At 71.1% G+C, this 25,838-nt stretch carries 26 protein-coding genes; 16 read left to right on the top strand and 10 right to left on the bottom strand.

Annotated features, from left to right (window positions below):
* Positions 1-114 precede the first annotated feature (114 nt).
* Both C1J01_RS25715 and C1J01_RS25710 read left to right on the top strand, forming a co-directional pair.
* Positions 115-759 (top strand): hypothetical protein, encoded by a 645-nt coding sequence (locus C1J01_RS25715; RefSeq protein WP_111181544.1) that lies wholly within the window; start codon positions 115-117, stop codon positions 757-759.
* A gap of 124 nt (positions 760-883) precedes the next feature.
* Entirely contained in the window at positions 884-2,635 is a 1,752-nt protein-coding gene (locus C1J01_RS25710) for a DEAD/DEAH box helicase (RefSeq protein WP_111181543.1), read from the top strand.
* Positions 2,636-2,648: 13 nt separating this feature from the next.
* On the opposite strand, the gene C1J01_RS25705 is transcribed toward C1J01_RS25710, so the two are convergent.
* The 3 genes from C1J01_RS25705 to C1J01_RS25695 all read right to left on the bottom strand — a co-directional run bounded on the left by C1J01_RS25705 (position 2,649) and on the right by C1J01_RS25695 (position 5,411).
* Positions 2,649-3,101: a GNAT family N-acetyltransferase gene (locus C1J01_RS25705; protein WP_111181542.1), complete on the bottom strand. Its 453-nt coding sequence runs from the start codon at positions 3,099-3,101 to the stop codon at positions 2,649-2,651.
* A 74-nt stretch (positions 3,102-3,175) separates the two neighbouring features.
* A complete protein-coding gene (locus C1J01_RS25700; protein WP_111181541.1) occupies positions 3,176-4,321 on the bottom strand; it encodes a hypothetical protein in 1,146 nt (381 codons plus the stop codon).
* Complete coding sequence (locus C1J01_RS25695; protein ID WP_111181540.1) at positions 4,311-5,411, bottom strand: helix-turn-helix domain-containing protein; 1,101 nt, start codon at positions 5,409-5,411, stop codon at positions 4,311-4,313. The genes C1J01_RS25700 and C1J01_RS25695 overlap by 11 nt, the downstream gene beginning before the upstream one ends.
* A gap of 387 nt (positions 5,412-5,798) precedes the next feature.
* On the opposite strand from C1J01_RS25695, the gene C1J01_RS25690 reads away from it, so the two are divergent.
* Positions 5,799-6,023 carry a hypothetical protein gene (locus C1J01_RS25690; protein WP_146615719.1) on the top strand — a complete coding sequence of 75 codons (225 nt, stop codon included), beginning with the start codon at positions 5,799-5,801 and terminating at the stop codon, positions 6,021-6,023.
* A gap of 154 nt (positions 6,024-6,177) precedes the next feature.
* Positions 6,178-6,567: an STAS domain-containing protein gene (locus tag C1J01_RS25685; protein WP_111181538.1), complete on the top strand. Its 390-nt coding sequence runs from the start codon at positions 6,178-6,180 to the stop codon at positions 6,565-6,567.
* On the opposite strand, the gene C1J01_RS25680 is transcribed toward C1J01_RS25685, so the two are convergent.
* Together C1J01_RS25680 and C1J01_RS25675 are read right to left on the bottom strand one after the other, a co-directional pair.
* Positions 6,564-8,054, bottom strand: coding sequence for a carboxylesterase/lipase family protein (locus C1J01_RS25680; protein ID WP_111181537.1), 1,491 nt, complete (start codon positions 8,052-8,054; stop codon positions 6,564-6,566). The genes C1J01_RS25685 and C1J01_RS25680 overlap by 4 nt on opposite strands.
* On the bottom strand, positions 8,051-8,986 hold the full coding sequence (locus tag C1J01_RS25675) for an MBL fold metallo-hydrolase (RefSeq protein WP_111181536.1): 936 nt from the start codon (positions 8,984-8,986) through the stop codon (positions 8,051-8,053). The genes C1J01_RS25680 and C1J01_RS25675 overlap by 4 nt, the downstream gene beginning before the upstream one ends.
* Before the next feature lie 160 nt (positions 8,987-9,146).
* On the opposite strand from C1J01_RS25675, the gene C1J01_RS25670 reads away from it, so the two are divergent.
* Complete coding sequence (locus tag C1J01_RS25670) at positions 9,147-11,846, top strand: AAA family ATPase (protein ID WP_235854663.1); 2,700 nt, start codon at positions 9,147-9,149, stop codon at positions 11,844-11,846.
* 10 nt (positions 11,847-11,856) lie between these two features.
* Here the strand turns inward: C1J01_RS25670 and C1J01_RS25665 are convergent, their stop codons facing one another.
* Positions 11,857-12,426, bottom strand: coding sequence for a nicotinamidase (locus C1J01_RS25665; RefSeq protein ID WP_111181534.1), 570 nt, complete (start codon positions 12,424-12,426; stop codon positions 11,857-11,859).
* A gap of 15 nt (positions 12,427-12,441) precedes the next feature.
* Complete coding sequence (locus tag C1J01_RS25660; protein WP_111181533.1) at positions 12,442-13,725, bottom strand: nicotinate phosphoribosyltransferase; 1,284 nt, start codon at positions 13,723-13,725, stop codon at positions 12,442-12,444.
* Positions 13,726-13,771: 46 nt separating this feature from the next.
* Between C1J01_RS25660 and clpS the strand changes: the two genes are divergently transcribed.
* The 5 genes from clpS (at position 13,772) to C1J01_RS25635 (ending at position 16,371) form a co-directional block, all read left to right on the top strand.
* Positions 13,772-14,065, top strand: a complete 294-nt coding sequence (gene clpS, locus C1J01_RS25655; protein ID WP_111181532.1) for an ATP-dependent Clp protease adapter ClpS — start codon at positions 13,772-13,774, stop codon at positions 14,063-14,065.
* 7 nt (positions 14,066-14,072) lie between these two features.
* Entirely contained in the window at positions 14,073-14,597 is a 525-nt protein-coding gene (locus tag C1J01_RS25650; protein WP_111181531.1) for a DUF2017 domain-containing protein, read from the top strand.
* 9 nt (positions 14,598-14,606) lie between these two features.
* Positions 14,607-15,008 (top strand): M67 family metallopeptidase, encoded by a 402-nt coding sequence (locus C1J01_RS25645; protein ID WP_111181530.1) that lies wholly within the window; start codon positions 14,607-14,609, stop codon positions 15,006-15,008.
* A 141-nt stretch (positions 15,009-15,149) separates the two neighbouring features.
* Positions 15,150-15,422 (top strand): MoaD/ThiS family protein, encoded by a 273-nt coding sequence (locus C1J01_RS25640; protein ID WP_111181529.1) that lies wholly within the window; start codon positions 15,150-15,152, stop codon positions 15,420-15,422.
* Between the two features lies 1 nt (position 15,423).
* Complete coding sequence (locus C1J01_RS25635) at positions 15,424-16,371, top strand: PLP-dependent cysteine synthase family protein (protein WP_111181528.1); 948 nt, start codon at positions 15,424-15,426, stop codon at positions 16,369-16,371.
* A gap of 72 nt (positions 16,372-16,443) precedes the next feature.
* Here C1J01_RS25635 and C1J01_RS25630 read toward each other — a convergent pair whose 3' ends face one another.
* A complete protein-coding gene (locus C1J01_RS25630; protein WP_111181527.1) occupies positions 16,444-18,312 on the bottom strand; it encodes a DUF3352 domain-containing protein in 1,869 nt (622 codons plus the stop codon).
* Positions 18,313-18,397: 85 nt separating this feature from the next.
* On the bottom strand, positions 18,398-18,724 hold the full coding sequence (locus C1J01_RS25625) for a hypothetical protein (protein WP_146615718.1): 327 nt from the start codon (positions 18,722-18,724) through the stop codon (positions 18,398-18,400).
* A 103-nt stretch (positions 18,725-18,827) separates the two neighbouring features.
* On the opposite strand from C1J01_RS25625, the gene C1J01_RS25620 reads away from it, so the two are divergent.
* The 3 genes from C1J01_RS25620 (at position 18,828) to C1J01_RS25610 (ending at position 21,298) form a co-directional block, all read left to right on the top strand.
* The gene (locus tag C1J01_RS25620) at positions 18,828-19,619 is read left to right on the top strand and encodes a thioesterase family protein (RefSeq protein WP_111181525.1); all 792 of its coding nucleotides are present in this window, start codon (positions 18,828-18,830) and stop codon (positions 19,617-19,619) included.
* 105 nt (positions 19,620-19,724) lie between these two features.
* Positions 19,725-20,549 carry a glutamate racemase gene (murI, locus tag C1J01_RS25615; RefSeq protein ID WP_111181524.1) on the top strand — a complete coding sequence of 275 codons (825 nt, stop codon included), beginning with the start codon at positions 19,725-19,727 and terminating at the stop codon, positions 20,547-20,549.
* On the top strand, positions 20,546-21,298 hold the full coding sequence (locus C1J01_RS25610) for an MBL fold metallo-hydrolase (protein ID WP_111181523.1): 753 nt from the start codon (positions 20,546-20,548) through the stop codon (positions 21,296-21,298). The genes murI and C1J01_RS25610 overlap by 4 nt, the downstream gene beginning before the upstream one ends.
* On the opposite strand, the gene C1J01_RS25605 is transcribed toward C1J01_RS25610, so the two are convergent.
* Positions 21,283-22,527, bottom strand: a complete 1,245-nt coding sequence (locus C1J01_RS25605; RefSeq protein WP_111181522.1) for an MFS transporter — start codon at positions 22,525-22,527, stop codon at positions 21,283-21,285. The two genes, C1J01_RS25610 and C1J01_RS25605, sit on opposite strands and share 16 nt — an antisense overlap.
* Positions 22,528-22,595: 68 nt before the next feature.
* Between C1J01_RS25605 and rph the strand changes: the two genes are divergently transcribed.
* Genes rph through C1J01_RS25590 form a run of 3 tightly spaced genes read left to right on the top strand, consistent with a single transcriptional unit; the run spans position 22,596 to position 25,565 of the window.
* Positions 22,596-23,315, top strand: a complete 720-nt coding sequence (gene rph, locus C1J01_RS25600) for a ribonuclease PH (protein WP_111181545.1) — start codon at positions 22,596-22,598, stop codon at positions 23,313-23,315.
* Entirely contained in the window at positions 23,312-23,902 is a 591-nt protein-coding gene (gene rdgB, locus C1J01_RS25595; RefSeq protein WP_111181521.1) for an RdgB/HAM1 family non-canonical purine NTP pyrophosphatase, read from the top strand. The genes rph and rdgB overlap by 4 nt, the downstream gene beginning before the upstream one ends.
* Before the next feature lie 46 nt (positions 23,903-23,948).
* Positions 23,949-25,565: a molybdopterin-dependent oxidoreductase gene (locus C1J01_RS25590; RefSeq protein ID WP_235854662.1), complete on the top strand. Its 1,617-nt coding sequence runs from the start codon at positions 23,949-23,951 to the stop codon at positions 25,563-25,565.
* The last annotated feature ends 273 nt before the right edge of the window (positions 25,566-25,838 follow it).

Here is a 25,838-nt window from a genome sequence, read left to right as displayed (position 1 = left end):
GGTTCGGGGCGGGATGACGATGATGAAGGGTGGTCTGACTCCGAGGGTGACTGGCCTGGGTCCGGTTGGTCGGAGGGTGAGGGGCGGCCGTGGAGTCCGCGGATTCGCGGGGCCGTGCCGCGTGACGCCGACCAGGACTGGGAGTCGCTGCCGCCGTCCGCTCGTCTGTACGGCTCCCCTGCCGACCCTGCGCTGCGCAAGGTGCGCGCGGGCGCCGGACGGACGTGGCGACGCGTGGCGGCCGTCCTGGTGGCGCTGGCGGCGGGCGCGGGCGTGGTGGCCGGCGCCGTCGCGCTGGCCCCGCGGCTCACCGCGCCCCCAGCACCCGGGACGGCACGGCTGAGCGACCCGCAGGCCGGTCTGTCGGCGCCCCTCCCGCAGGGGTGGACCGAGGGGCCGGTGGCGCCCGTCACCGGGTTCACCTCGGTCGCCAGAGGCCCCGGCGGCGCGTTGCTGATGGCCAGACCCGTGGCCGAGCCCGTCGAGGACGCCAAGAAGGCCACCGCCGAGGCCGCCGAGCTCTACTCCCGGCTGCTGCTCAAGGGCGATCGCGTCACCGTCGTCGAGGACAAGCGCCTTCCCGGAGGCCACACCCGCGCACTGCGGGCCGAATATCGTGACGTGGTGAACCGGCCGGCGTTCCTCAGAGTGATGCTGCTCACCCGCAGCGGCAGGCCGGTCGTGATCGTCGGCCTGCTCCAACCCGAGGAAACCGCACGCAGACAGGCGCTCGACGCCGTCATGACGACCGTCAGATAAGCCGCATAGCACGTGAGGACGACCTTGGCCAGAATCCACGGCTCACGGCACGTCTTGTCGGTGGCCCCGATTACCCTTGGGTCACTGTGAGAGAGCGAAGCACACCAACCCCAGAGGTGATGCGGTGAGCACCTTCGCCGCGTCCCACCTTTCGCCTTCCTATCCCGACCGCGCCGCATGGGGCACCGCCCCCAAGTTGCGCGCATGGCAGGAGCAGGCGTTCGACCTCTACTTCAGGCGCGAGCCGCGTGACTTCCTCACCGTCGCGACGCCGGGCGCGGGCAAGACGACCTACGCCCTGCGCATCGCCAGCGAGCTGCTCTCGCGTGGGGTGATCAGGGCGGTCACCGTCGTGACCCCCACCGAGCACCTCAAGCGCCAGTGGGCCGACGCGGCCGGGCGCGTGGGCATCGCCATCGACCCCGAGTTCAAGAACAGCCAGGGCGCGACCTCGCGCGACTACATCGGGGTCGCGGTGACGTACGCGCAGGTCGCCATGCACCCCGCCCTGCACAGGGCGCGCACGGAGGCGCGCAAGACGCTGGTGATCTTCGACGAGATCCACCACGCGGGCGACGCCAAGTCGTGGGGCGACGGTGTGCGCGAGGCGTTCGAGCCCGCCACCCGCCGCCTGCAGCTCACCGGCACGCCGTTCCGGTCCGACGACAACCCGATCCCGTTCGTCGCCTACGAGGAGGACGGCGAGGGCCTCAAGCGCAGCGTCGCCGACTACTCCTACGGCTACGGCCCGGCCCTCGACGACGGGGTCGTGCGGCCGGTCATCTTCCTCGCCTACTCCGGCGAGATGAAGTGGCGCACGCGCGCCGGCGACGAGATCGCCGCGACGCTCGGCACCCCGCTCACCAAGGACCAGCTCTCCCAGGCGTGGCGGGCCGCGCTCGACCCCAAGGGCGACTGGATCCGCCAGGTCATGCAGGCCGCCGACCGGCGCCTGACCGAGGTGCGCAGGGGAGTGCCCGACGCGGGCGGCCTGGTCATCGCCACCGACCACGAGACGGCCCGCGCCTACGCCCGCCACCTGCGCAACATCACCGGCGAGGGCGCGACCGTCGTGCTCTCCGACGACCCGGGGGCGTCGAAGAAGATCAAGGCGTTCGCCGCCTCCGAAGACCGCTGGCTGGTGGCCGTCCGCATGGTGTCGGAGGGCGTCGACATCCCGCGCCTGTGCGTGGGCGTCTACGCCACCTCGACCTCAACCCCGCTCTTCTTCGCCCAGGCCGTGGGCCGCTTCGTCCGGGCCCGCAAGCGCGGTGAGACCGCCTCGGTCTTCCTGCCCTCGGTGCCCACGCTCCTCGGGCTGGCCAACGAGATGGAGGCCGAGCGCGACCACGTCCTCAACAAGCGGCCGCCCGAGGACGGCCTCGACGACTCCCTCCTGGAGCAGGCCAACCGCAAGAAGGACAACCCCGACGTCCTGGGCGACGAGCTGCCGTTCGAGACGATGGAGACCTCGGCCACGTTCGACCGGGTGCTGTTCGACGGCGGCGAGTTCGGCACGGGCGCCGAGATCGGCTCGGCCGAGGAGGAAGACTTCATCGGCCTGCCCGGCCTGCTCGAGCCCGACCAGGTGGCGACCCTGCTGCGCAAGCGTCAGTCGGAGCAGCAGGCCGCCAAGCGCAAGCAGCCGGAGCAGGAGACCCGCCAGAGCCTCGCGCCGCACGAGCAGATCGCCGAGCTGCGGCGCGAGCTCAACGGCCTCGTCGGCGCCTGGAACCACCGCACGGGCCAGCCCCACGGGGTCATCCACGCCGAGCTGCGCCGCGTCTGCGGCGGCCCGCCGATCGCCCAGGCGACCGTCGAGCAGATCCAGGAACGCATCGACATGATCCGCCGCTGGGCCACCCAGCGCCGCTGAGCCCGGCGACGGATCAGCCGAGCTTCCTGACGAGGACGCGGCACATCTCGCGCTGGCGTTCCTGCCGGCCGTCGGGGTGGTAGACGACGTTCGTCGTGGCCACCTCGCCGTACGGCCACTCGGCGTATCCGAGGCGCTGGTACAACCGCTGCGCGTCCGGGTTGTCCGGGCCGACGCCGAGGGCCACCTGCTCATGGCCTTCGGCGAGCAGCCGCTCCTCGGCCGCCCACACCAGCTCGGTGCCGATGCCCCGGTTGCGCCGCCACGGCGCGACCTCCAGGTGGGTGAGCAGCGCCACGCCCGGGAGCCGGGCACGCAGCTCCGGCTCCTCCGCCGCCGCGAGCCAGACGTAGACGTCGCCGACCGCCACCCCGCTCTGCCAGGCGACAAGCAGGACCCCGTGGCCGGCGTCCTGCTTGGTCAGGCGATCGGCGAAGTACGGCTCCTGCCCGAGCGACCTGACCATGGCCGGAAGATCGGTATGGACGGCCTGGCTTATGTCACATGCCCCCACGGACGACAGATTCCCGCTTGCTTCACTTATGAATCAAATGAGGTAAAAAGAGGAAATTTCTCGACCTCTGACCTTATGAGCCACTTCTTTGCATCTGGCATGCTAGGTCCGATATGTGGGATTTTGTGGATGTGGTCGGTCCAGCGATCGCGATCCTCCACCCAGGCGTCGAGATACCGTACGCACAGCTCCGGCTTGATGAAGGCGTGGCAGTAGGACGCGGCGCTGACGGAGGCCTCCATGGCGGCGCGGTTCGGGAACTCGTCGTCTGACAGCTCCTTGACCCGGCGCCACACGTCGTCGATGAACGCGGTGCGCCTGGCGAGTGCTTTCTCCCAGTACGCCTCGTGGGCCGCCGCCCGCCAGCTCTCACCCTCGTCCAGCAGCCAATACAGGCCCTCGGCCAGCACGTCGCCGAACTCCTGGTGGAGCGCGCGGGCCGGATGGTCGAACGGGTCGTACGGACACTGCCGCACGCTCCCCGTCACCGTGAGCCGCCGCAGGGATCTCTCGCCCAGCAGGTAGAACCAGTCCTCGTTGTAGACGTCGGGAAAGAACGAGGGCTCGCGACTCGTCTCGACGGCCAGCGCGCCGCCGGCCACGAAACAGTCCTGCTGCCCGCCGGTCAGCCGGTGGGCGTGGCACACCACCGAGTTGTCCGGGAAGCCGTCGATCCGCATGCCCACCGCGTCGTAGGCGTCGAGCAGGGCCGCCGCGCGGCGGACGTCCTCGTGCCCGCCGACCTCGATGTCGTCGTCCAGGAACAGGATGCGCCGCCAGCCCATCAGCCGGGCGAGCAGCAGGCCGGTGTTGCGCTTGGCGCTCAGGTCGGTCGTGCACGCCAGCGGCGTGCCTCTCAGCACGGCCGTCGTCGCGAAGTCCGGCAGGTTGAGCGGCGCCGGATCGTCGACGCCGATGGCGATGAACCGCAGGCCGGGCGGCATCATGTCCTTGGCCAGGCCCGGATCGCTTCGCTGGCTGTGCAGGGTCACGAGGACGCAGTCCAGCTCGGACGCCAGCCCGATGGCGTGCTGCAACTGCTCCGGAGGCCTGATCGTCGGGACGACGACGGCGTCGACACCGCCGGACCGCTCCAAGTCCGGCAGGACGTCCGTGTGGGCGTCGATCAGGTGCCGATGGGAGTCGTGATGGTGCTCTATCTCAGTCTCCATTGATGGGCTCCGGCCACTCGTGCAGCCGGAAGGTGTCGCGGGTCCAGTCCGGCGTGATGGCCACCCGGCCCACGATCCTGATCCGTGTGAGAATGCTGAACGACGCCGTGCCGCCGAATCGGCTGCGCAGGTAGTCGGCGTTGCGGTCGCGGAATCGTGCGTCCGTCAGCGCCCGCACCGTGCCGTAGACGCCTCTGGCGTACATGCCGTTGCAGATGGTGAGCGTGCGCTTGACGTTTTCCGGGTTGACGCCGCGATAGAAGAATCCCACGTCTTCCCGGAGTTGCAGGTTATCGCCGGAACCACTGGTCACCGTGTAATACCGCTCGGCCTCGTCGCCCTTGTCGACCTCGAAATACGGCCCCCTCTCGCTTTCCCAGTCGGGCACCTGCCGCACCGGCAGGTCGATCTGGCCGAGCATGGCCGCGGTGATCTCGTTGTAGTCGACGCCGCCCAGGAGCACCACGTGGCTGGTCAGGTCGTCGGAGGAGCGTAAGTCCTCGGTGGCCCGCAGGGTCACCGGGCTGTGCGGGTTCGCGGCTCGCAGGTGGCCCCACAGCTCGAACAGCGAGTCCAGGTCGGAGTACTTGTAGAGCTCGATGTAGTCGGGCTGGGACGGATCCGCGTACGGGATCCTGGCGCGTTGCTCCTGCGGGATCTGGGAGCAGATGATCGTGATCGCCTCCCCCTCGGGGAAGTGCCACGGGCTCTTGAGGTAGGTGTCACGCGCCGGCGCCGGCTCCGCGATCTCGCCGCCGACCTGGGCCCGCAGCGCGGCCTTGCGCAGCCCGGTCAGCTCCTCGCGCAGCTTGTGGTACTCCTGGAGCTCGTCCGGGGCCAGCTCGGGCAGGGGGAGCACCCTGGGCGTGCCGTCGGCCAGCGATCTCCTGGTCGCGAAGAACGCGGCGTACTTCTCCAGCCTGGCCAGCGGCGGCACCTTCGCCGCGTGGGCCGACTCCCACGACGAGATCAGCGGAACGCTGACCTCGAACGCGACGCGCAGTTGCGCCTGGGTGACCCGCAGGTCGGGCCAGTGACTCTCGCGCAGCTCCCGCAGTCGGCGGGCGAGTGGAGAACCGTCGCCGCTCATGCCAGCCTCATTCGTGTGAACTTCAACAACTTTCAGTGAACATGAATCCGGCGGCGGAGTCGGTGGAGAATCCGCAGCTAGAGCCAGCTTGTGCAAAGAGTTAAGCACAAGAGGCCTCAGTCTAATCACTGCCGTGTGGCCGACACACGCGAATAGGGTGGATTGCGCTGGGGTACATCTTTAATAGAAGTTTATATTCAGTGAATTTAACTGAAGAGAGATGGAGGTGGTTCGGATGACGACGGCCGAATGAGCCACCCACCCGGCAGGAGCGGCATCCCACAGAAATGCCGCGGCGCACCCCCGCGAACAGCGCGAATCATGGGCGGAGGCGCCCGCGGTGCGAGGTCTCTGTCACAGCGCGTCTCCGCACCAGGGGAAACCTACATGGCAACGGTAACCATGCACCTCATGCTGGCCACGTCCAGGTCGGCCGAAGTCCACGGCGTGACCCTCTACCTGCTCGGTGTCCTGATCGCGATGACGGTGGCGGCCGTCAACTGGGCGGTCAGGCTGACCAACATCGTCCTGAAGATCATCGGTACGGGGGTCCTGGGAGTCTTCCTCCTCATCCTGGCCCTCGGCTACCTGACCACGGTCGGCCTCCTCTGACAAGCACCGTTCGCGCGCGGCGCTTCGCCGCCCGGCGTCGCGCGCAGGCGACTCATGCGCATTTGGTCACGAAGCGGTGGCGGCCCGTTAGAAGCCCGGCAGAAGCGGCAACAACCTCTCAAGGGTGTCTCGGGAGAGCAGAAGGACGTTGCCCATGTCGTCTGAGGCCAACGGCAAAGCGATGCTCACCGTCACCTCTGGCCTCTCCACCAACGCCGTCGTCCTCCGGCTCGAGGGCGAGCTCGACGTCAACGCGCTGCCCCTCCTCCGCGAGCGCCTGCACCTCGTCTGGGAGCTGGCCCCGAAGGACTTCCTCATCCTCGACCTCTCCGAGGTCACGTTCTGCGACTCCATGGGCATGAACGAGCTCGTCGCCATCCTGCAGCGGTGCGAGGCGAGGAAGACCCGGCTGCTGCTCGGCGGCGTGCAGGGCGTGATGGCGCGGGTGTTGTCGATCACCGGGTTGAGCCACGCCTTCGAGGTGTTCCCGACGTTCGACGACGCGATGCGCCTGGCCGTCGCCCAGCCGACCACCGGACCCTAGAGCCACGCGCGGTGCTCGTCGCCGCGGGGATCGTCCACCACGGTCCACGCTTCGCCGATGCGCATGGTGGCCCGGCGGCCGGTGTCGTAGCGGTCCCAGCCGGGGTCGCCGGTTCTCGCGAAGGCCACCCAGGCGGCGTGCGTCCGGGCGGCCAGGCCCGCCGGCGGCTCGTCCGGTCCGAGCACGGCCGCGGGGCCGCGCAGCCCGGGCAGCGCGGTGACGTCGAAGACGAACGGCAGCTCCACGGTGTGGGCCGCGCCCAGCTCGCCCCCGAGCGCGGGGGAACGCCACGCGAACTCGTAGGCGTAGGTCCGGGAGGCGGCGTGCCCGGCGTGCGCGTCCGCCAGCCGCCGGCTGCCCGCGCCGAAGAGGGCGTCGCCCATGACGGCCGAGCGCAGCTCGCCGAAGGACGCCCGCGGCCGGGCCTTGCGGTAGGCCTCGACGAGGCGGGCGGGCTCCCGGTGCGAGCGGGCCGCGGCGGCGTCCACGTCCGCCGCCGTCGAGGCGGCCAGATTGCCGAACGGCGCCAGGTACAGGTTGCCCTCCTCCGTGTTGGTCCCCACGAGCAGGTCCACGGCGGCGCCCCGACCGGCCGCGACGGCCTCGGCCGGCTGCCGGTCGAGCACGAGGCTGAACGGGCTGAGCCCGATGAGCGGGTCGTTGTGGGTCTCGGTCCGCAGGTCGAGGCCCGACAGTTCCGGCATGACCTCGACCAGCCGCCGGTCGGGGACGCCGGAGAAGGCCTCGGCGCGGGGCTCGACCCCCAGCGCCCGTGCCGCCGCGTGCGTCACCCGGGCCGCCTGCTCACGCGTGAAGGCCCCCAGCCCGCTGCCGCTCTGGACGATCGCGCGCCGGAACAGCCCCTCGGCCTCGGGATCGGCCAGCACGGCGCCCACGATCGTGGCGCCCGCCGACTGGCCGAACAGCGTGACGCGGGCGGCATCGCCGCCGAACGCGGCGATGTTCCGCCGCACCCAGCGCAGGGCGGCGATCACGTCCAGCAGGCCCCGGTTGTCGGGCGCTCCGGGAAGATGCAGGAAGCCCGGGATGCCGAGCCGGTGGTTCACGGTCACGAGGACGACCCCGTCGCGGGCGAACGCGGCGCCGTCGTAGAGCTCCGCCCGGGTGGATCCCGCGACGAAGCCGCCGCCGTGCACGAAGACCATCACGGGCAGGCGCGCACCGGCGGTCGCCGGCGTCCACACGTTGACCGTGAGGAAGTCCTCTCCGGGCACCCACCCGGCCCCGAAGTACGGCGACATGTCCAGGCTGCCCAGTCTTCGCTCGGCCTGGGGCGCGTTGGGCCCCGGCCGGGTGGCGTCCCGTACGCCGTGCCACGGGGCGTGCGGGCGGGGAGCGCGGAACCGGTCGGCGCCGACCGGTGGCGCGGCGTACGGGAGGTCGAGGAAGACGGCCGTGTCGTCGCGGCGCAGGCCGCGGACGACGCCCTGGGCCGTGACGACCGTGGCGTCCGGACGGCGGCTCATCGGGCGTCCTTCCCGGCGTACGGCGCGAACGGAGCCCAGCCCTTGATGGCGAACTCGCCGCCTTCGCGGACCACCTCGGCGGCGCCGTGCCCGGCCAGGTGCGCGGGGACGACCAGGGCGTTGTGGTCGGCGGCCCAGCCGAGGACCCTGCGGCGGGTGGCTCGGGCGGCGGCGGGATCCTCGCAGAAGCAGCTGTTGGTGTCCGGCTCCACGAACTGCACGGGGCTGTGCAGGATGTCGCCGACGAACACCGCGCGGTCCGAGCCCGACTCCAGGACGACCACGGACGAGCCGGGGGTGTGCCCCGGCGCGAGCTCCAGGCGCAGGTTGGCGTCGATCGTGTACGAGTCCTCCCACAACTCGGTCAGGCCGGCCTGGTGGACGGGGGCGACGCTGTCCTCGAACACGTTCTGGTTCCCCCGCCCGAGCCGCGGCTCGTGCCCGTTCGCGGGATTCCAGAAGTCGAAGTCGGGCCTCGGCATGAGGTACGTGGCGTTGGGGAACGTCGGCACCCAGGTGCGACCGTCCAGGTAGGTGTTCCAGCCCACGTGGTCGACGTGGAGGTGGGTGTTCACCACGAGATCCACGTCCTCGGGCCGGACGCCCGCGCGGGCCAGCTCGCCCAGGAAATCAGTGGTGAGGTGGCTCCAGACCGGCGAGTAGGGCCGCTCCTTGTGGTTGCCGACCCCGGTGTCGACGAGGATGTTCCTGCCCTCGCTGCGCAGCAGCCAGGTCTGGATCGCGGAATTGACGATCCCCCTTTCGAGGTCGAGGAACTGCGGCGCGAGCCACGTGGAGTGCTCCTCCCAGGTGCGCGGGGAGCTGTCCGGGAAGAACGTGTCAGGCGTCATCTCGACGGGCCCGTAGTACTCCCAGACCCGCGTGACGGTCACGTCACCCAAGGTGATCTGATCGGGCGAAGAGGTGAGCATGAGGGATTTCCTTCATCGACGGGTGCGGTGAACCTTCATCGTGTGGCACGGCCCCGGGCGAGCGGTATGCGTCAAGTGACTGCACCTGTCCCCTGCTACGGTCGTCGATGTGGCACCGGCCTGCGACGACGTCGCTCCGGCCCGTGAGACAGGGAGGCTTGTGGAAGCGACGATCATCGGCCGGGACGCCGAGATCGAGCGGCTCTCCGCCCTGGTGGCGCAGGCGCCCGGCGGCGGCCGGGTCCTGCTGCTCGCCGGCGCCGCCGGAGCGGGCAAGAGCACCCTGCTGGACGACGCCGCCCGGCGCGCCGAGCGGGCGGGACACCGGGTGCTGCGCGCGACCGGCCGCGAGTCGGAGACCGACCTCGCCTTCGCGGGGCTCCACCAGCTCCTGCGGCCCGTGCTCGGCGAGGCGGCCGGGCTGCCGGACCGGCAGCGCCGGGCGCTGCTGGGCGCGTTCGGCTTCGAACCGGCGCCCGATCCCCCCGATCTCCTGCTGACCGGCATCGCGGTCGTCACGCTGCTGTCCCAGGCGACCGGGCGGAGCCCGGTCCTGGTCGTCGTCGACGACGCTCAGTGGATCGACTCCGCCTCCGCCGACGTCCTCTCCTTCGTCGCCCGGCGGCTGGACGACGACCCCGTCACCCTGCTGCTCGCCGTCCGCGACGGCGACCCGCGCCTCGACCGCGCGTACCCGGTGCTCACCCTGGCCCCGCTCGACGCCGTGGCGTCGAAGCGGCTGCTCGCCCTCAAGGGGGTGACGGGCAGGATCAGGGACCGGATTCTCGACCAGGCGGCCGGGAATCCGCTGGCGCTGCTCGAACTGGCGAGCGCGGCCACGTCCGGCGCGCCGGACGACCACGGCCCGCTGCCGGTGGGAGAGCGTCTGGCGGGCCTCTACGCCGCCCGGCTGCGGGACCTTCCCGAAGCCGGCCGGCGCGCCCTGTTGCTGCTGGCGGCGGCCGACGTGGAGGATCCGCCCGCCGCGGTCCAGGAGCTGCTGCCGGACCCGGACGACGACGTGTGGACGGCCGTCGAGCAGACGGGGCTCACGCGGCGGGCCGGTCGGCACACCCGGTTCCGCCATCCGCTGATCCGCTCCGCCGTCTACCACGCCGCGCCGTCCGGCGCCCGCATGGAGGCCCACCGGCTGCTGGCCGGCGCCCTGCGCGACGAGCCGGACCGGCACGCCTGGCACCTCGCCGCGGCGACCGCGCGCCCGGACGCGGCGGTGTCGGCCGCTCTGGAGGAGAGCGCCGGCAGGGCCCGCCGGCGGGGTGGCTACGCCGCCGCGGCCAAGGCGCTGGCCCGCGCCGCCGAGCTGCACCCCGAACGCGACGAGAGCGTGCGGCTGCTGATCGCCGCGGCCGGCACGGCCGTCCTCACCGGGCACCTGGACTGGGTGGAGGAGCTGGCCGGCGCGGCCCGCGCCCGCACCGACGATCCCGCCGTACGGGCCCTCGCCGACGTGCACGTCGGGCGGCTGGCCGCGTTGACCAGGCGGCACACCGCCGCCTTCGCCCGGCTGGCCGGGATCGCCGAGGACCTGGCGGCCACGCAGCCCGCCACCGCGCTGCACGCGCTGACCGCCGCCGCCGTGCTCCGCTTCTACGCTGGCGAGGAGGCCCAGCGAGAGCGGATCGACCGGATCCTGCGGCGGCTTCCCGTCGGCCCGCAGGAGGAGCCGCTGCGGGACTGGATCACCGTCGTGTCGGACCCGTTCGGCGGTGGACGGGAGGTCGCCCCGCGGCTGCCGGAGCTGATCGCCGCCGCCGGACGCGACCCCGAACGGCTGGCCGCGCTCGCCATGGCGGCCTGGATCCTCGACGAGACCCGGCTGGCCGTGCGCGCCTTCGACGAGGCCGTCCAGTCGTGGCTCGCCAGGGGGCCGCTTCCCGACGGCCTGGGCGGGGTCGTCGCGCTGGCCTACCTCGAGTACGGCCGCTGGGAGCAGGCCAGGGAGGTCTGCGCCGGCATCGGCGCCCTGGCCGCCGCTGCCGGACTCGACCACGCCGCGGCGTGCGCGCATGCCATCGACGCCATGGTCCTGGCCTACCAGGGGGACGCCGCGCAGGCCCGCGCCCTCGCCGAAGAGGCGCTACGCCTGGTCGACCCGCTGGAGAGCCGGTCGGTCGCCGTCTACGCGCACCGCGCCACGGCCGCCGCCGCCATGGCGGAAGGCGACTACGAGCTCGCGTACGAGCAGTACCGGATGCTCTTCGATCCCTCCGGCGACCCCGTCCACTACCACGCCTCCTACCCGGCTCTGCCGGAACTCGCGGCCGCCGCGGCGCGCAGCGGTCGCCACGCCGACGCGATCGAGATCGTCGAGCGCTCGGCGCGCGCGCTCGCCCAGGGCGGTTCCACCCGCCTGCACGCGCTCATCCACCGCGGCCGCGCGCTCCTCGCCGACCCCGGGCAGGCCGAGGCGCACTTCAGGGCCGCCCTGGCGGACCCCGGGCTGGAAGGCCGGCCTTTCGAGCACGCCCAGGCGCTGCTGGAGTACGCCGAGTGGCTCAGGCGCCGGCGCCGGATCGCCGAGGCGCGGCCCTTCCTCGGCGCGGCCGAGGCGATCTTCCGGAGGCTGGGGGCGCGGCCGTGGACGGAACGCGCACGCGCCGAACTGCGCGCGGCCGGTCTGGACGTCGGCCCGGCCGATCGCGGCGCCTTCGCCGAACTGTCGCCGCAACAGCAGCAGATCGTCAGGCTCGCCGCCCGCGGGCTGAGCAACCGGGAGATCGGCGAGCGCCTCTTCCTGTCGCCGCGGACCGTCGGCTCCCACCTCTACCGCGCTTTCCCCAAGCTGGGCGTCACCGCCCGTTCCCAGCTCCGCGACGTGGTGGAGGCGGCGCAGGGGTAGGCCGGGGGCGTCAGCCGATGGCGGGGGCGCCCTCCAGAACGGCGCCGGCGTCGCGCATCTCCGTGATCGCCGCCTCCGTGGTGGTCTTGGCCACCCCCGCGGTCATGTCGAGCAGCACCCGCACCGCCAGCCCGTGCCGGACCGCGTCGAGGGCGGTGGCGCGCACGCAGTGGTCGGTGGCGATGCCCACGATGTCGACCTCGTTCACCCCGCGCTCGGTCAGCCACTCGGCCAGCGGCACGCCGTCGCCCGAGACACCCTCGAAGCCGCTGTAGGCCGCCGCGTACGCCCCCTTGCTGAAGACCTCCTCCACCTCCGCCACGTCGAACGACGGGTGGAAGTCGACGCCGGGGGTGCCGGCCACGCAGTGGGGCGGCCAGGTGGAGACGTAGTCGGGGGTGTCGGAGAAGTGGGAGCCGGGGGAGAGGTGGTAGTCGCGGGTCGCCACGACGTGGTCGTAGCCGTGATCGGTCACGTGGCGGGTGATCGCCGCCGCCACCTCGGAGCCCCCGGCCACGGCCAGGCTGCCGCCCTCGCAGAAGTCGTTCTGCACATCGACGATGATCAACGCGGTGCCCATAGGTAGCACGATACGTCAGGCGAACTCGGTAGGGATCGCGGCGTACCCTCTGCCGAGGTGCAGCGCCTCCACGGGGAGCGTGGCGACGGCGGCGGCGTGGCGCTCGCGGGCGGCCTTCAGCGGCTCGCGGCCGATGACCACGCCCTCGCGCACCAGCTCGTGCAGCAGGGGAACGCCGCCCTCGGGGACCAGCCCGCCGGTCGTGATCAGCTCGGTCTCGGCCTGGCCCGCCTCGTCCAGCAGCCGGTACGCCTGCTTGCGCCCCCCGCGCGACGGCTTGCCCACCGAGCGCTTGGCCACGGCCTCCAGCTTGCCCGTGGCCGTCTCGCGCGCCACCAGCTTGTACACCAGGGCCGCCGTCGGCACGCCCGACCCGGTGACCAGCGAGGTGCCGACGCCGTAGCCGTCGACCGGGGCGGCGGCCAGGGCGGCGATGGCGTACTCGTCGAGGTCGGAGGTGACCAGGATGCGGGTGTGGAAGGCTCCGAGCGCGTCGAGCTGCTCCCGCACCTCCTGCGCGGCCGCCGCCAGGTCGCCCGAGTCGATGCGCACCGCGCCCAGCTTGGGCCCGGCCAGTTCGACGGCTGTGCGCACCGCCTCGGCCACGTCGTAGGTGTCCACCAGCAGCGTCGTCTCCGGCCCGAGCGAGGCGATCTGGGCCTCGAACGCCGCCCGCTCCGAGTCGTGCAGCAGCGTGAACGCGTGCGCCGCCGTGCCGGCCGTGGGGATGCCGTACTGGTGGCCGGCCATCAGGTTGGAGGTCGAGGAGAATCCGGCGATGTAGGCGGCCCGCGCCGCCGCCACCGCCGCGTGCTCGTGGGTGCGCCGCGAGCCCATCTCGATGATCGGCCGCCGTCCCGCCGCGTTGGTCATGCGGGAGGCGGCGGAGGCGATGGCGCAGTCGTGGTTGAGTATCGACAGGACGATGGTCTCCAGCAGCACGGCCTCGGCGAAGGTGCCCTCCACGACCATGATCGGGGAGGCCGGGAAGTAGAGGTCGCCCTCGCGGTAGCCGTAGACGTTCCCGGAAAACCGGTAATCGGCGAGAAACGCCAGAGTGGCCTCGTCCACGACCTGGTGCTCGCGCAAAAAGGTGAGTTCTTCCTCACCAAAACGGAAGCGTTCAAGCTCGTCCAGGACACGTCCCGTGCCGGCGACAACCCCGTACCGCCGTCCACCGGGGAGATGGCGGGCGAACACCTCGAAAACGGCCCGCCTGTGGGCGGCGCCGCTCCGCAGGGCCGCCTGCAACATCGTCAGCTCATAGTGATCTGTGAGCAACGCAGTGCTCATGGTCATTCTCACGACTCGAAGACTACGGCCCAGATAGGGCAGACTCGGGGATGTGGGTAGCACCGCTCCAATCGCCGTTGAGCGTCCGTCATCGGACGTCCGACCCGATCTGCCATGGGTGACCATCGTCTGGAACGACCCCGTCAACCTCATGTCCTATGTGACCTACGTCTTCCAAACCGTCTTCGGCTACACCCGCGAGAAGGCCGAGAAACTCATGATGGACGTTCATCGCAAGGGCAAGGCGGTCGTCTCCAGTGGCACACGTGAAGAGATGGAGCGCGATGTGCAGATTCTCCACTCCTACGGCCTGTGGGCGACGCTCCAGCCCGACTCGGTCAAGTGAGGCGCGTGTGAGCTCGGGATTCTCGCGGGGCAAGGACGGCGGGGTCGTCGCGGAGTTCGAGGCCGCGGAGGTCTCGCTGCTGCGCTCGCTCGTGTCGATGATGCTCGGCATCGTCTCGCCGGGGCAGACCAGCGACGACCCGCTGGAGCGCGCCCTCGGCATCGGCGACAGCGCCGTTCCGTCCGATCCGGTCCTGGCCCGGCTGTTCCCCTCGGCGTACGACGACGAGAAGGAGGCCGCAGAGTTCCGCCGCTACACCGAGGCCACGCTGCGCGACGGCAAGCGGGCCGACGCGCAGACCGTGCACGACACCGCGCGGCCCGGGCGGGCCGAGCTCACGGCCGAGCAGGCCCAGGCGTGGCTGCGTTCGCTCAACGACCTACGCCTGACGCTCGGCACCAAGCTCGACGTGACCGAGGAGATCCACGACGAGATCGCCATGATGTCCGAGGACGACCCCCGTTACCCGGCCTACGTCACCTACGACTGGCTGACCTACCTGCAGGACAGCCTGGTCCGGGCGCTCTGGTAATTTCCGGGCATGCTGTCGATCTCGCAGGAACTGGTAGACAAGATCGTCGCCCATGCCCGGGCGGATCACCCCGACGAGGCCTGCGGCGTCATCGCCGGACGAGGCGGCGTGCCCGAGCGGTTCATCCCCATGGAGAACGCCGAACGCTCGCCGACGTTCTACCGCTTCGACTCGATGGAGCAGTTCCGGGTCTGGCGGGAGATGGACGACCGCGACGAGGAGCCGGTCGTGATCTACCACTCCCACACCGCCACCGAGGCCTACCCCTCGCGCACCGACGTGTCGTACGCCTCCGAGCCTGACGCCCACTACGTCCTGGTCTCCACGCGGGACGAGAACGAGGTGGAGTTCCGCTCGTACCGCATCGTCGACGGAGTGATCACGGAGGAAGAGGTAAGGTTTCTCCCATGATGGTCAGGCCGGTGCAGAGCTTCCTGTTCGCACATACTCCGGCTGTCGTCGTCTACGACTGTCGCTGAGGTGGAATCCCCATCCAGCCGTCGGCGTTGCTGCCGATGGGACGACGACCTGACCTGAGGAGAACTGAGCGCGATGGCCATCGAGGTTCGCATTCCGACCATCCTGCGTAACTACACCGGCGGCGCCAAGGCCGTCAGCGCCGAGGGCGCGACCCTGGAAGAGCTGATCAGCAACCTGGAGTCCCGCCACCCCGGCCTCAAGGAGCGCCTGGTCGACCAGGGCAACCTGCGCCGCTTCGTGAACGTCTACCTGAACGACGAGGACGTCCGGTTCCTGGGCGGTCTCGGCACTCCCGTGTCCGACGGCGACACGGTGACCGTGCTCCCCGCCGTCGCCGGTGGGTGACATGCGGTTCGACTCGCTGATCGACTCGGTCGGCCGTACGCCCCTCGTCGGGTTGCCGAAGTTGTCGCCCTCCGCCGACGTGCGGCTGTGGGCGAAGCTCGAGGACCGCAACCCGACGGGCTCGATCAAGGACCGCCCGGCCCTCTGGATGATCCAGGAGGCCGAGAAGGACGGGCTGCTCACGCCCGGCTGCACGATCCTCGAGCCCACCAGCGGCAACACCGGCATCTCGCTGGCCATGGCGGCCCGGCTCAAGGGCTACAAGCTGATCTGCGTGATGCCGGAGAACACCTCCGAGGAGCGCCGCCAGCTGCTGCGCATGTGGGGCGCGGAGATCATCTCCTCGCCGGCCGCCGGCGGCTCCAACGAGGCCGTGCGCATCGCCAAGGAACTGTCGGCGCAGAACCCGTCCTGGGTGATGCTCTACCAGTACGGCAACCCGGCCAACTGGCGCTCCCACTACGAGAGCACCGGCCCCGAGATCCTCGACGACCTGCCCACCGTCACCCACTTCGTGGCCGGGCTCGGCACCACCGGCACGCTCATGGGCGTCGGCCGGTTCCTGCGCGAGCGGGTGCCGGGCGTGCAGATCGTCGCCGCCGAGCCGCGCTACGGCGAGCTGGTGTACGGCCTGCGCAACGTCGACGAGGGCTTCATCCCCGAGCTCTACGACGAGTCGGTGCTGACCACCCGCTTCTCGGTCGGCTCGGCCGACGCGCTGAAGCGCACCCGCGAGCTGCTGGCCACCGAGGGCATCTTCGCCGGGGTCTCGACCGGGGCCGCGCTGCACGCGGCGCTGGGCGTGGCCGCGAAGGCCGTCAAGGCGGGCGAGCGCGCCGACGTCGTCTTCGTGGTCGCCGACGGCGGCTGGAAATACCTGTCGACGGGCGCCTACGAGGGCACCCTCGACGAGGCGGAGGAGCGGCTGGAAGGCCAGCTCTGGGCCTAGACGCCGAAAAGGGCGGCCGGTCGATCCGACCGGCCGCCCTTTCGTTTACTCGTCCTAGTTGACCAGCACGCCCTAGTTGACCAGCACGCGCAGCGACATCGTCAGCTCGCTGTCGCCGCGGGTGCCGCTCAGGCCGATCGCCCGCAACGCCTGGGCGTTGGCCTTGTCGTCGCCCTGCATGGACTTGAGGTAGAGGTTCTCGATCTTGTCCAGGTCGGCGAAGAGCGCGAAGTTGACCTCTTCGGCGTTGGGGATCGCCGTCTGGAACGTCTCCGACTCGCCCAGCGTGCCCTCGGCGGCCAGCTGCTTGGCGTACTCGTCGGTGGTCGCCACCGTGAAAACGCCGTCGCCGGTGGCCTTGGCGATCTGCGGAGCGGCGCCGCCGCCCTGCGTCAGCGCCTTCAGGACCTTGTCGACGATGGCCTGCGCCTTGGCCGGGTCGGTGGTCACGCGCACGCCGCCCTTGATCTGGTTCGTCTCCAGGCCCTCGGCGTCCACCGCGAGAGTGAAGTTCGTGCCGGCGACGGTGGCGAGGTCACCGGGCATCTGCAGGCCGAGCTGGATCGGGAGCTGCGTGAGCATCTGCTGGGCCTCCGGGCCGGCGGCCGCGCTCTGCTTCTGGATCTCGGCCCAGTTCTTGGTGAGCAGCTCGTCCAGGCCGGAGATCGACAGGGCGCCGGCGGTGCCGGCGGGCAGGGTGGCGAGGTTCGCCGCGGCTAGCTCGCCCTCGGCGTTCAGGCCGCTCGCGCCGCGCATCATGCCGGCCAGCTCGACGTAGGCGCTGTCGAAGCGCAGCGCGCCGGCGAACCGGGCGTCCTTGAACTGCTCGGCGGCCTTGGCCTGCTCGGCCGTGACCTCGCTCTTGGCGGCCTCGATCAGGCCGCCCATGTCGGCCCAGAACGACAGCACGCCCTGCTCGCCGAGCGCGCCCATGTCGTCGCCGAACTCGGCGTTGTCGCTCAGGCTGCCCTCACCGGCGGCGTACTTGTCGGCCAGCGCCTGGGTCTCGGTCAGCAGCGCGTACTCGTCGCGGAAGGCGATGCCGTACTCGTCGCCGTCCATGAGCTTGGCGATGCCGGCCCTGGCGGCCTCCTCGTCGGTGACCTGGACGGCGACCGCGTAGTCCGGATCCTCCTTGCCGGAGGGGACGACGGCGACGCCGATGCGGTTGCCGAGCCACGGGTCGACGTCCTTGGCGAAGTCGACCTTGGTGTCGGCGTTCTCGTTGAGCGTGTCGAAGAGGGCCTTGCGCGGGTCCTCGCCGGAGAAGGCGTCCTTCGTTGCCGTGAACTTGCGGGCGAGCTGGAACAGCGCCGCCTTCTGGTTGGCGGCCGGGTCGAGGTCGATCCGGACGTAGGCCATCGACTCGGCCGGCAGGACGTCGTTCGGCTGCGCGCCGCCGCCGCTCAAGGCGCCCACGGCCCACACCGCGCCGCCGCCGAACAGGACGACCGCGAGGGTCGCGGCGATGGCGATCACCCAGCCCTTGCCGCCCTTCTTGGCCGGCTGCGGCGGGCCGAAGCCCTCGGGGCCCTGCTGCTGCCAGCCCTGCGGCGGCTGCGGCGGTTGCGGCGGCCAGCCGCCCTGCTCCTGCTGCCAGCCCTGCTGGGGCTGCTGCGGCTGCCAATGCTGCTGCCCGTACTGCGGCTGCTGCTGCGGCTGCTGGGGCCGGCCGTACGCGGGCTGGCCGTACTGCTGACCGGGCTGCTGGCCGGGCTGCTGGCCGGGCTGCTGACCGGGCTGCTGACCGTAGGACGCCTGCGGGTCGTAGGCCCCCTGTCCCTGCGGCTGGCCGTAAGGCTGCTGCTGGTTCGGCTGCTGCGGCGGGTACGGCTGTCCCGGGTACTGCGCCGTGGGGCCGCTCTCGGGCTGGCCCTGATTCCAGTTGTACGCCCTGGTCCTGTCAGGATCCTGGCCATAAGGGGGATTATTTGCAGACATCACTCAACTCACACTGTGGACTTCTAGCCACAGAGAAGGTAACGGATGTTGCTAGACAGGCGCTTGCAAAGTGCTGAAGTCGGATTTAGACCCGGTTCAGCTCTTTTCTCAGCACATCGATGTGTACTTCGCCACCTTGGTAGTCGACGACGCTCGACCAGGGCACGAATGTGCAGCCCGCGTACACCACTCGGGCCAGTGTCCGGGAGAACCAGCTCGCGCGGTCCTCGCTGTCGCGGGTGAGGCCGAGCAGGAGCGGCGCGCGCCGGCTGGAGACGACCAGGCCGTAGACCGTGTGGCTCTGCTGGAGCTCGCCCTTGTGCCTGACCACGCGGATGTCCACCACGAAACCGACCCACACCCCGTTGGAGTCCCAAACGGATTGACCGATGAGTTCGGTGACACTTGCCATGATCGAACTTTGTCAGCCGAATCACGTTTTCGCAGGCAGGCGCGCTGACGGAGGAATGCTCTACAGTATCTAGAACATAGTTCCAGAGGTGAGGCAGGAGCGGATGACGAAGTTCGACGAGGCCACGCAGGCGATCAGGGTCGACGAGAACACCTATGACGTGTGCCTCGACCCCGGATACTCGATCGGCGGGCCGCTCAACGGCGGTTACCTGATGGCCGTGGTCCTGCGTGCGGCGGTGGACGCCTCGCCGTTCGAGCATCCCGTCAGCACGACGGTCCAGTTCCTCCGGGCGCCCGTCCCCGGGCCCGCGCAGGTCAGGGTGGAGCCGCTCAAGGCGGGCAAGACGGCGGCGTTCTCGCGGGTGACGCTCGTGCAGGACGGTGTGGCGCAGATCGAGGGGCTGATCACCACGGCCACGCTGCACGGCGCTGAGCCGATTTATGCCGAAAAGTCGGCGTATGAGATGCCGCCGATCGAGCAGTGCGTCAAGCTGCCCGACCCCAAGCCGCAGTCGGGCATGACGTTGAACGCCCAGATGGAGGTGCTCTTCGACCCGCCCACGATCGCTTGGCTGAAGGGCGAGCCCACCGGCCGGCCGGAGTCGCGGGCGTACTTCCGGATGGCCGAGCCCCAGGACCCGGACCCGTACGTGCTGGCGCTGGCCGTCGACGCGCTGCCGCCGGTGGTGTTCTCGGCGGGCGGGCGCGGCTGGGCGCCCACCGTGGACCTCACCTGGCACCTGCGCGCCCTGCCCGCCCCCGGCTGGCTCACGGTGCTCGGCGGCGGCCGGCTCGTCGCCGACGGCTGGTTCGACGAGGAGGTCGAGGTACGCGACTCCACCGGCCGGCTCGTGGCCCAGTCGCGACAACTCGCCCGGGTGGGACGAGGCTGAAAGGCGCCCGGTGTGACGGAGACGACAGTCCGCACGGGACACACCCAGCGCACTGTGAGCATTCTTACGCAGTGCTGATCGGGCAGGTCGCCTAACCTCTAGAGCGTGCCGGACGCGAGTATTGGGATCTTCGACAGCGGAGTCGGCGGCCTGACGGTCGCCAGGGCGATCATCGATCAGCTGCCCCACGAGTCGATCACCTACGTGGCCGACACGGCCCACCAGCCGTACGGGCCGAAAAGCATCGCGGAGCTCCGCGCCTACGCCCTCGAGGTGATGGACCACCTCGTCGAGCAGGACGTCAAGATGCTCGTGATCGCGTGCAACAGCGCCAGCGCCGCCGTGCTGCGCGACGCGCGCGAGCGTTACGACGTCCCGGTCGTCGAGGTGATCCACCCTGCCACCAGGCGCGCGGTGCGGGCCACCCGCAACGGGAAGGTCGGCGTGATCGCGACCAAGGCGACCATCGCGTCGCTGGCCTATCACGACGCCTTCACCGCTGCTCCCGACGTGCAGCTCACCGGCGTGGCCGCCCCACGCCTGGTGGAGTACGTCGAACGGGGAGAGACGATGAGCGAGGAGCTCATCGAGGTGGTGCGCGAATACCTGGAGCCCGTCAGGGCCGCCGGATGCGACACCCTCATCCTCGGCTGCACCCACTACCCGCTGCTCACCGGCGCCATCTCCTATGTCGCCGGCGACGGGGTGACGCTGGTCTCCAGCGCCGAAGAGACGGCCAAGGACGTCTATCGGATCCTGCACGACCACGATCTGGCGGCAGGAGGCGACGCCACCCCCCGGCACCGCTTCCGCGCCACCGGCGACTCCCTGCTCTTCGCCCGCCTCGGGCGGCGCTTCCTGGGCCCGGAGATCGACGCGGTCGAAGTCTCGCCTGTGGGGGGTACCACCGCCAACGGGAGGCCCACATGAAAGTGACCATCGTCGGATGCTCCGGGAGCTACCCGGGCCCCGACAGCCCAGCGTCCTGCTACCTCCTGGAAGCCGACGGCTTCAGATTGGTGCTCGACCTCGGCAGCGGCTCGCTCGGCGCGCTGCAACGCCACACCAGCCTGTACGACGTGGACGCGGTCTGCCTCTCGCACCTGCACGCCGACCACTGCCTCGACATGTGCGCCTACCACGTGGCCCGCACGTACGGGCCGCAGGCGCCCTACCCGACGCTGCCCGTCTACGCGCCGGCCGACGCGCCCTCGCGGCTCGGAGCCGCGTACGGCATGCCGGACGAGCCGGAGATGGAGCACGCGTTCGACTTCCTGCCGCTGTCGCCGGGCTCGTTCGAGGTGGGGCCGTTCACCGTGACGGCCGGGCTGGTCAACCATCCGGTCGAGGCGTACGGCTTCCGCGTGTCCCACGGCGGCACGAGCGTGGCCTACTCCGGCGACACCGGTGAGTCCGCCGAGCTGGTCAAGCTGGCCGCGGGAGCCGACCTGCTGCTGTGCGAGGCGTCGTTCGTCGAGCGTCCCGGGCTGCCGGCCGACCTGCACCTCACCGGCCGCCAGGCCGCCCAGCACGCGGCCAAGGCCGGCGTGGGCCGGCTCGTGCTGACCCATCTGGTGCCGTGGAACGACCAGAAGACCGTGCTGGAGGAGGCGTCCGGCGGTGGCTACGGCGGCCCGCTGGAACTGGCCCGCAGCGGCGCCGTCTACGAGCTGACCTGAGCCGGGGGCTTGGCGAAGTCGCGCATGCGCGGCAGCGGCGAGAACAGCAGCGGCACGAACGCCATCAACCGGCCGATCATGAGCACCCACAACGCCTGCCGTACCCCGATCTGCTGGGCGACGAGGCCGCCGAGCAGCGCGCCCAGCGGCGTCGCGCCCCAGGTCAGGAACCTGACGGAGGCGTTGACCCGGCCCAGCAGATGGTCGGGGGTGACGGTCTGGCGGTAGGTGATCTGGCCGACGTTCGACAGGGTCGCGCTCCACGAGATCCCCATCGAGGCGAGCGCGAAGAACGCCGCCCGCCAGCCCGTCTCGGTCAACGGCATGAGCAGGCCGAACGGCGCCGAGGCGAGCACGGCCAGCCAGGCCGTCCTGGCGATGCCGTACCTGTCGGCCAGGCGGCCGCTGGTCAGGCCGCCGAGCAGCCCGCCGATCCCGCCCGACATGAGCAGCACGCCGATCAGGCTCGGCGTGAGCCCGACGTCGTCGGCCAGGAACAACACCGACAGGCCGAGCACGCCGCTGACGCACAGGTTGCCGATCGCCGACGAGGCCGCGAACGCCCGCAGCAGCGGGTCCTGCCACACGTACGCCAGGCCCTCACGGATGCCGCGCAGCAGCGGGCCGCGGTCGCCGCCGGCGGGCGGCTCGTCGGGCACCTTGATCGAGCGCAGGAAGAACACCGAGGCGAGCGCGCCGAGCGCGGTGGCGGTCATCGTGCGGGACGCGCCGAGCAGCTGCACCAGCGTGCCTCCCACGCCCGGCCCGGCCAGGAACGCTCCCGAGCGCACGACCTCCAGCTTCGCGTTGCCGTCGCCGAGCTGTCCGCTGCTCACCAGACGCGGCAGGTACGTCTGGTCGGCCACGTCGTTGAAGACCTGCGCCACCCCCGCCAGCAGCGCCACGGCGAGCATCAGCTCGATCGACAACACGCCCAGCTCGGCGGCCACCGGAATGCTGCCCAGCAGCGCGAACCTGGACAGGTCGGACAACATCATCACGCGACGCCTGCGCAGCCGGTCGACCCACACCCCCGCGGGTAACCCGATCAGCAGGAACGCCGTCGTCTGCAGCGCCGATAACAGCCCCACCTCCGTGGGGCCCGCGTTCAGCGCCAGCACCGCCACGAGAGGGAGTGCGACGCGCGAGATATTCGCCCCGAGTTCGTTCGCCACATGAGAACTGAGAAACCGGAAGAAGTCAGGGTTTCGCAACACCCCCGTTGTCATTGCGTAAGGATCGCTGTGTCGGACACATTTGGTCAAGACCGTCGTGGCGCGGAGATAGGGTGATCTGCATGTCCCGTCAGGATGGCCGCAACCCCGACCAGCTACGTCCCATCACCATCACGCGCCGATGGCTCGCCCACGCCGAGGGCTCCGTGCTGGTGGAATTCGGCGGCACCCGGGTGCTGTGCGCCGCCTCCGTCCAGGACAGCGTGCCCCGCTGGCGCAGGGGCAGCGGCCAGGGCTGGGTTACGGCCGAATACGCCATGTTGCCGCGGGCGACCAATACCCGTAACGATCGTGAATCGGTCCGCGGAAAAATCGGCGGTCGCACTCATGAGATTTCCCGGTTGATCGGGCGGTCGTTGCGCGCGTGCGTCGATTACAAAGCGTTGGGGGAAAACTCCGTTCTGCTCGACTGCGACGTGCTGCAGGCCGACGGCGGCACCAGGACGGCCGCGATCACCGGCGCCTACGTCGCGCTGGCCGACGCCGTCGCCTGGATGCGCGAGCGCCGCATGTGCCCCGGCGACCCGCTCATCGGCTCCGTCGCGGCCGTCTCCGTGGGCGTGGTCGGCTCCGTGCCGATGCTCGACCTGTGCTACAGCGAAGACGTCGCCGCCGAGACCGACATGAACGTCGTGATGACCGGCGAGGGCAGCTTCGTCGAGGTGCAGGGCACGGCCGAGGGCGCGCCGTTCGACCGCGGGGTGCTCGACCGGCTGCTCGATCTGGCCGTGGCAGGCTGTGAGGAGCTGACCCTCATCCAGCAGGAGGCCCTGGAGTCATGAAGATCGTGCTCGCCACCCGCAACCCAGGCAAGATCGCCGAGCTGCGGCGCATCCTCACCGGGTTCGAGATCGTCGGGCTCGAGGAGTTCCCGTCGATCGGCGAGGTCGCCGAGACCGGCGTCACCTTCGAGGAGAACGCCCTGCTCAAGGCGCACGCCGTCGCCCAGGGCTCCGGGCTGCCCGCCGTGGCCGACGACTCCGGGCTCTGCGTCGACGTGCTGGGCGGCATGCCCGGCGTCTTCTCCGCCCGCTGGGCCGGGCGTCACGGCGACGACCAGGCCAACCTCGACCTGCTGCTGGCCCAGGTCTCCGACGTGCCCGAGGAGCGGCTGACCGCCCACTTCGCCTGCGCCGCCGCGCTGGCGCTGCCGTCGGGGGAGGAGCGTGTCGCCGAGGGCGTGCTGCCGGGACGCCTGGTGCGCACCCCCCGCGGCACCAACGGGTTCGGCTACGACCCGATCCTCGTGCCCGAGGGCGAGCAGCGCACGACCGCCGAGATGGCGCCCGAGGAGAAGGACGCGATCAGCCACCGGGGGCGGGCCTTCCGGGCGCTGGCGCCCGTCGTGCGCGAGCTGCTGAGCTCGTAACCACCGCGTAAGAACCTCCAGGCCCCGGCCGACGTACGGTCGGTACGTGTACAGGAATGAGAAGGTGCCCGCGTGGGCGGGCGCCCTGGCGGGGCTCGTCGCCGGGGCCGTGGCGCTCGGCGTCGCGCAGCTCGCGGCCGGGGTCGTGGGGCCGCAGACGTTTCCCGTCGTCGCCGTGGGCGACGCCACGGTCGACCTGACGCCCGCGCCGGTCAAGGACTTCGCGATCCGGACGTTCGGGGAGAACGACAAGGCCGTTCTCGTGGGCGGCGTGTTCGTGGTGCTCGCCGGGGTGGCCGCGTTGCTCGGGGTGCTCGCCAGGCGCCGGCTCGCCTACGGCGTCGCCGGGATGGCGGCGTTCGGGGTGGTCGGGGTGCTCGCGGTGCTCACCCGGCCCGACACCGGTCTCACCGGGGTGCTGCCGACCGTGACCGGGGTGGCCGCCGGGGCCTGGGCGCTTTCCTGGCTGGTACGCCGGGCGGCCCGGGTCGATGAGGCGTCCGCCGTGCGTTCCCCTGTGCGTGTGAGCGCAGGTGAGCGGGACGCCGACCCGGTGGAGTGGCCGGCGGTGATGCGCGGCGGGGGAGAGCCCGTCGTGTTCGACCGGCGGCGGCTGCTGACCGGCGTGGCCGGTGGCGTGGTGGTCGCGGGGGCCGCCACCGTGCTCGGACGGCAGCTCGGCGGCCGGCAGGCGGTGGACGCCGCCCGGCTGGGCGTGACGCTGCCGAAGCCGGCGACTCCCGCGAGGCCCGTCCCGGCCGGCGCGGACCTGCGGATCGGGGGCCTGTCGCCGTTCATCACCCCCAACCGCGACTTCTACCGCGTCGACACCGCCCTCGTCGTCCCCCAGGTCGACCCGCGCGACTGGACGCTGCGCATCCACGGCATGGTCGACCGGCCCGTCGAGCTCACCTTCGACGATCTGCTGCGGATGCCGCTCACCGAGGCCGACGTCACCCTGACCTGCGTCTCCAACGAGGTGGGCGGCGACCTCGTGGGCAACGCCCGCTGGCTCGGCGTGCGCATGGCCGACGTGCTGCGCCGGGCGGGGCTGCGGTCGGACGCCGACATGCTCCTGTCCACCTCCTCCGACGGGTTCACCTGCGGCACCCCGGCCGACGTGGTCATGGACGGCCGCGACGCCCTGTTCGCCGTCGCCATGAACGGCGAGCCGCTCCCGCTCGACCACGGCTTCCCGGTGCGGCAGGTGGTGCCCGGGCTGTACGGGTACGTGTCGGCGACGAAGTGGGTCGTGGACATCAAGGTGACCAGGTTCGACCAGGACCAGGCGTACTGGACGCCGCGGGGCTGGGCGGCGGAGGGGCCCATCAAGACCCAGTCGCGCATCGACGTGCCCCGATCCGGAGCCTCGTTGCGGGCGGGGGACACGACGATCGCCGGGGTGGCGTGGGCGCAGCACGTGGGCGTGGACGCCGTGGAGGTCCGGGTGGACGGCGGGCAGTGGCGGCAGGCTCGGCTGGCCGAGGTTCCGGGGCCCGACACCTGGCGGCAGTGGTCGATCGACTGGGCGGCCACGCCGGGGTCGCACACGATCGAGGTGCGGGCGACGGACGCGTCGGGGCGTACCCAGACCGAGCAGCCCGCGCCGCCCGCGCCCGACGGGGCGACCGGGTGGCACTCGGTCACCGTCCAGGTCGCGTGAGCGGGCGCTTTGTGGGGTTTGTGCAGGTAGGAGGGCAGGTCGGGGCGGTGAATCTCGCCGACTTGCCCTCCCTGTAACGGCATCGCCTCTACGATCGGTCGTCGAGCATGACAGGAGGCAGGCCGTGTTCCGCGAGCGCAAGCCGAGTGTCCGATGGGCCCTTCCGGAGGGGCGGTACAACCCCGTGGTGGCGGAAGGGGTGCGCTGGCTCGACTACGAACGTGCCGCTGAACCCGACCCCGACCCCACCGCCGACCCCTCACCGCACACCCC

This window comes from Nonomuraea aridisoli (genome assembly GCF_003236395.1).
Taxonomy (GTDB): domain Bacteria; phylum Actinomycetota; class Actinomycetes; order Streptosporangiales; family Streptosporangiaceae; genus Nonomuraea; species Nonomuraea aridisoli.
The sequence above is the reverse complement of the archived record's forward strand: the minus strand, read 5'-3'. Positions and strand labels throughout refer to the sequence as shown.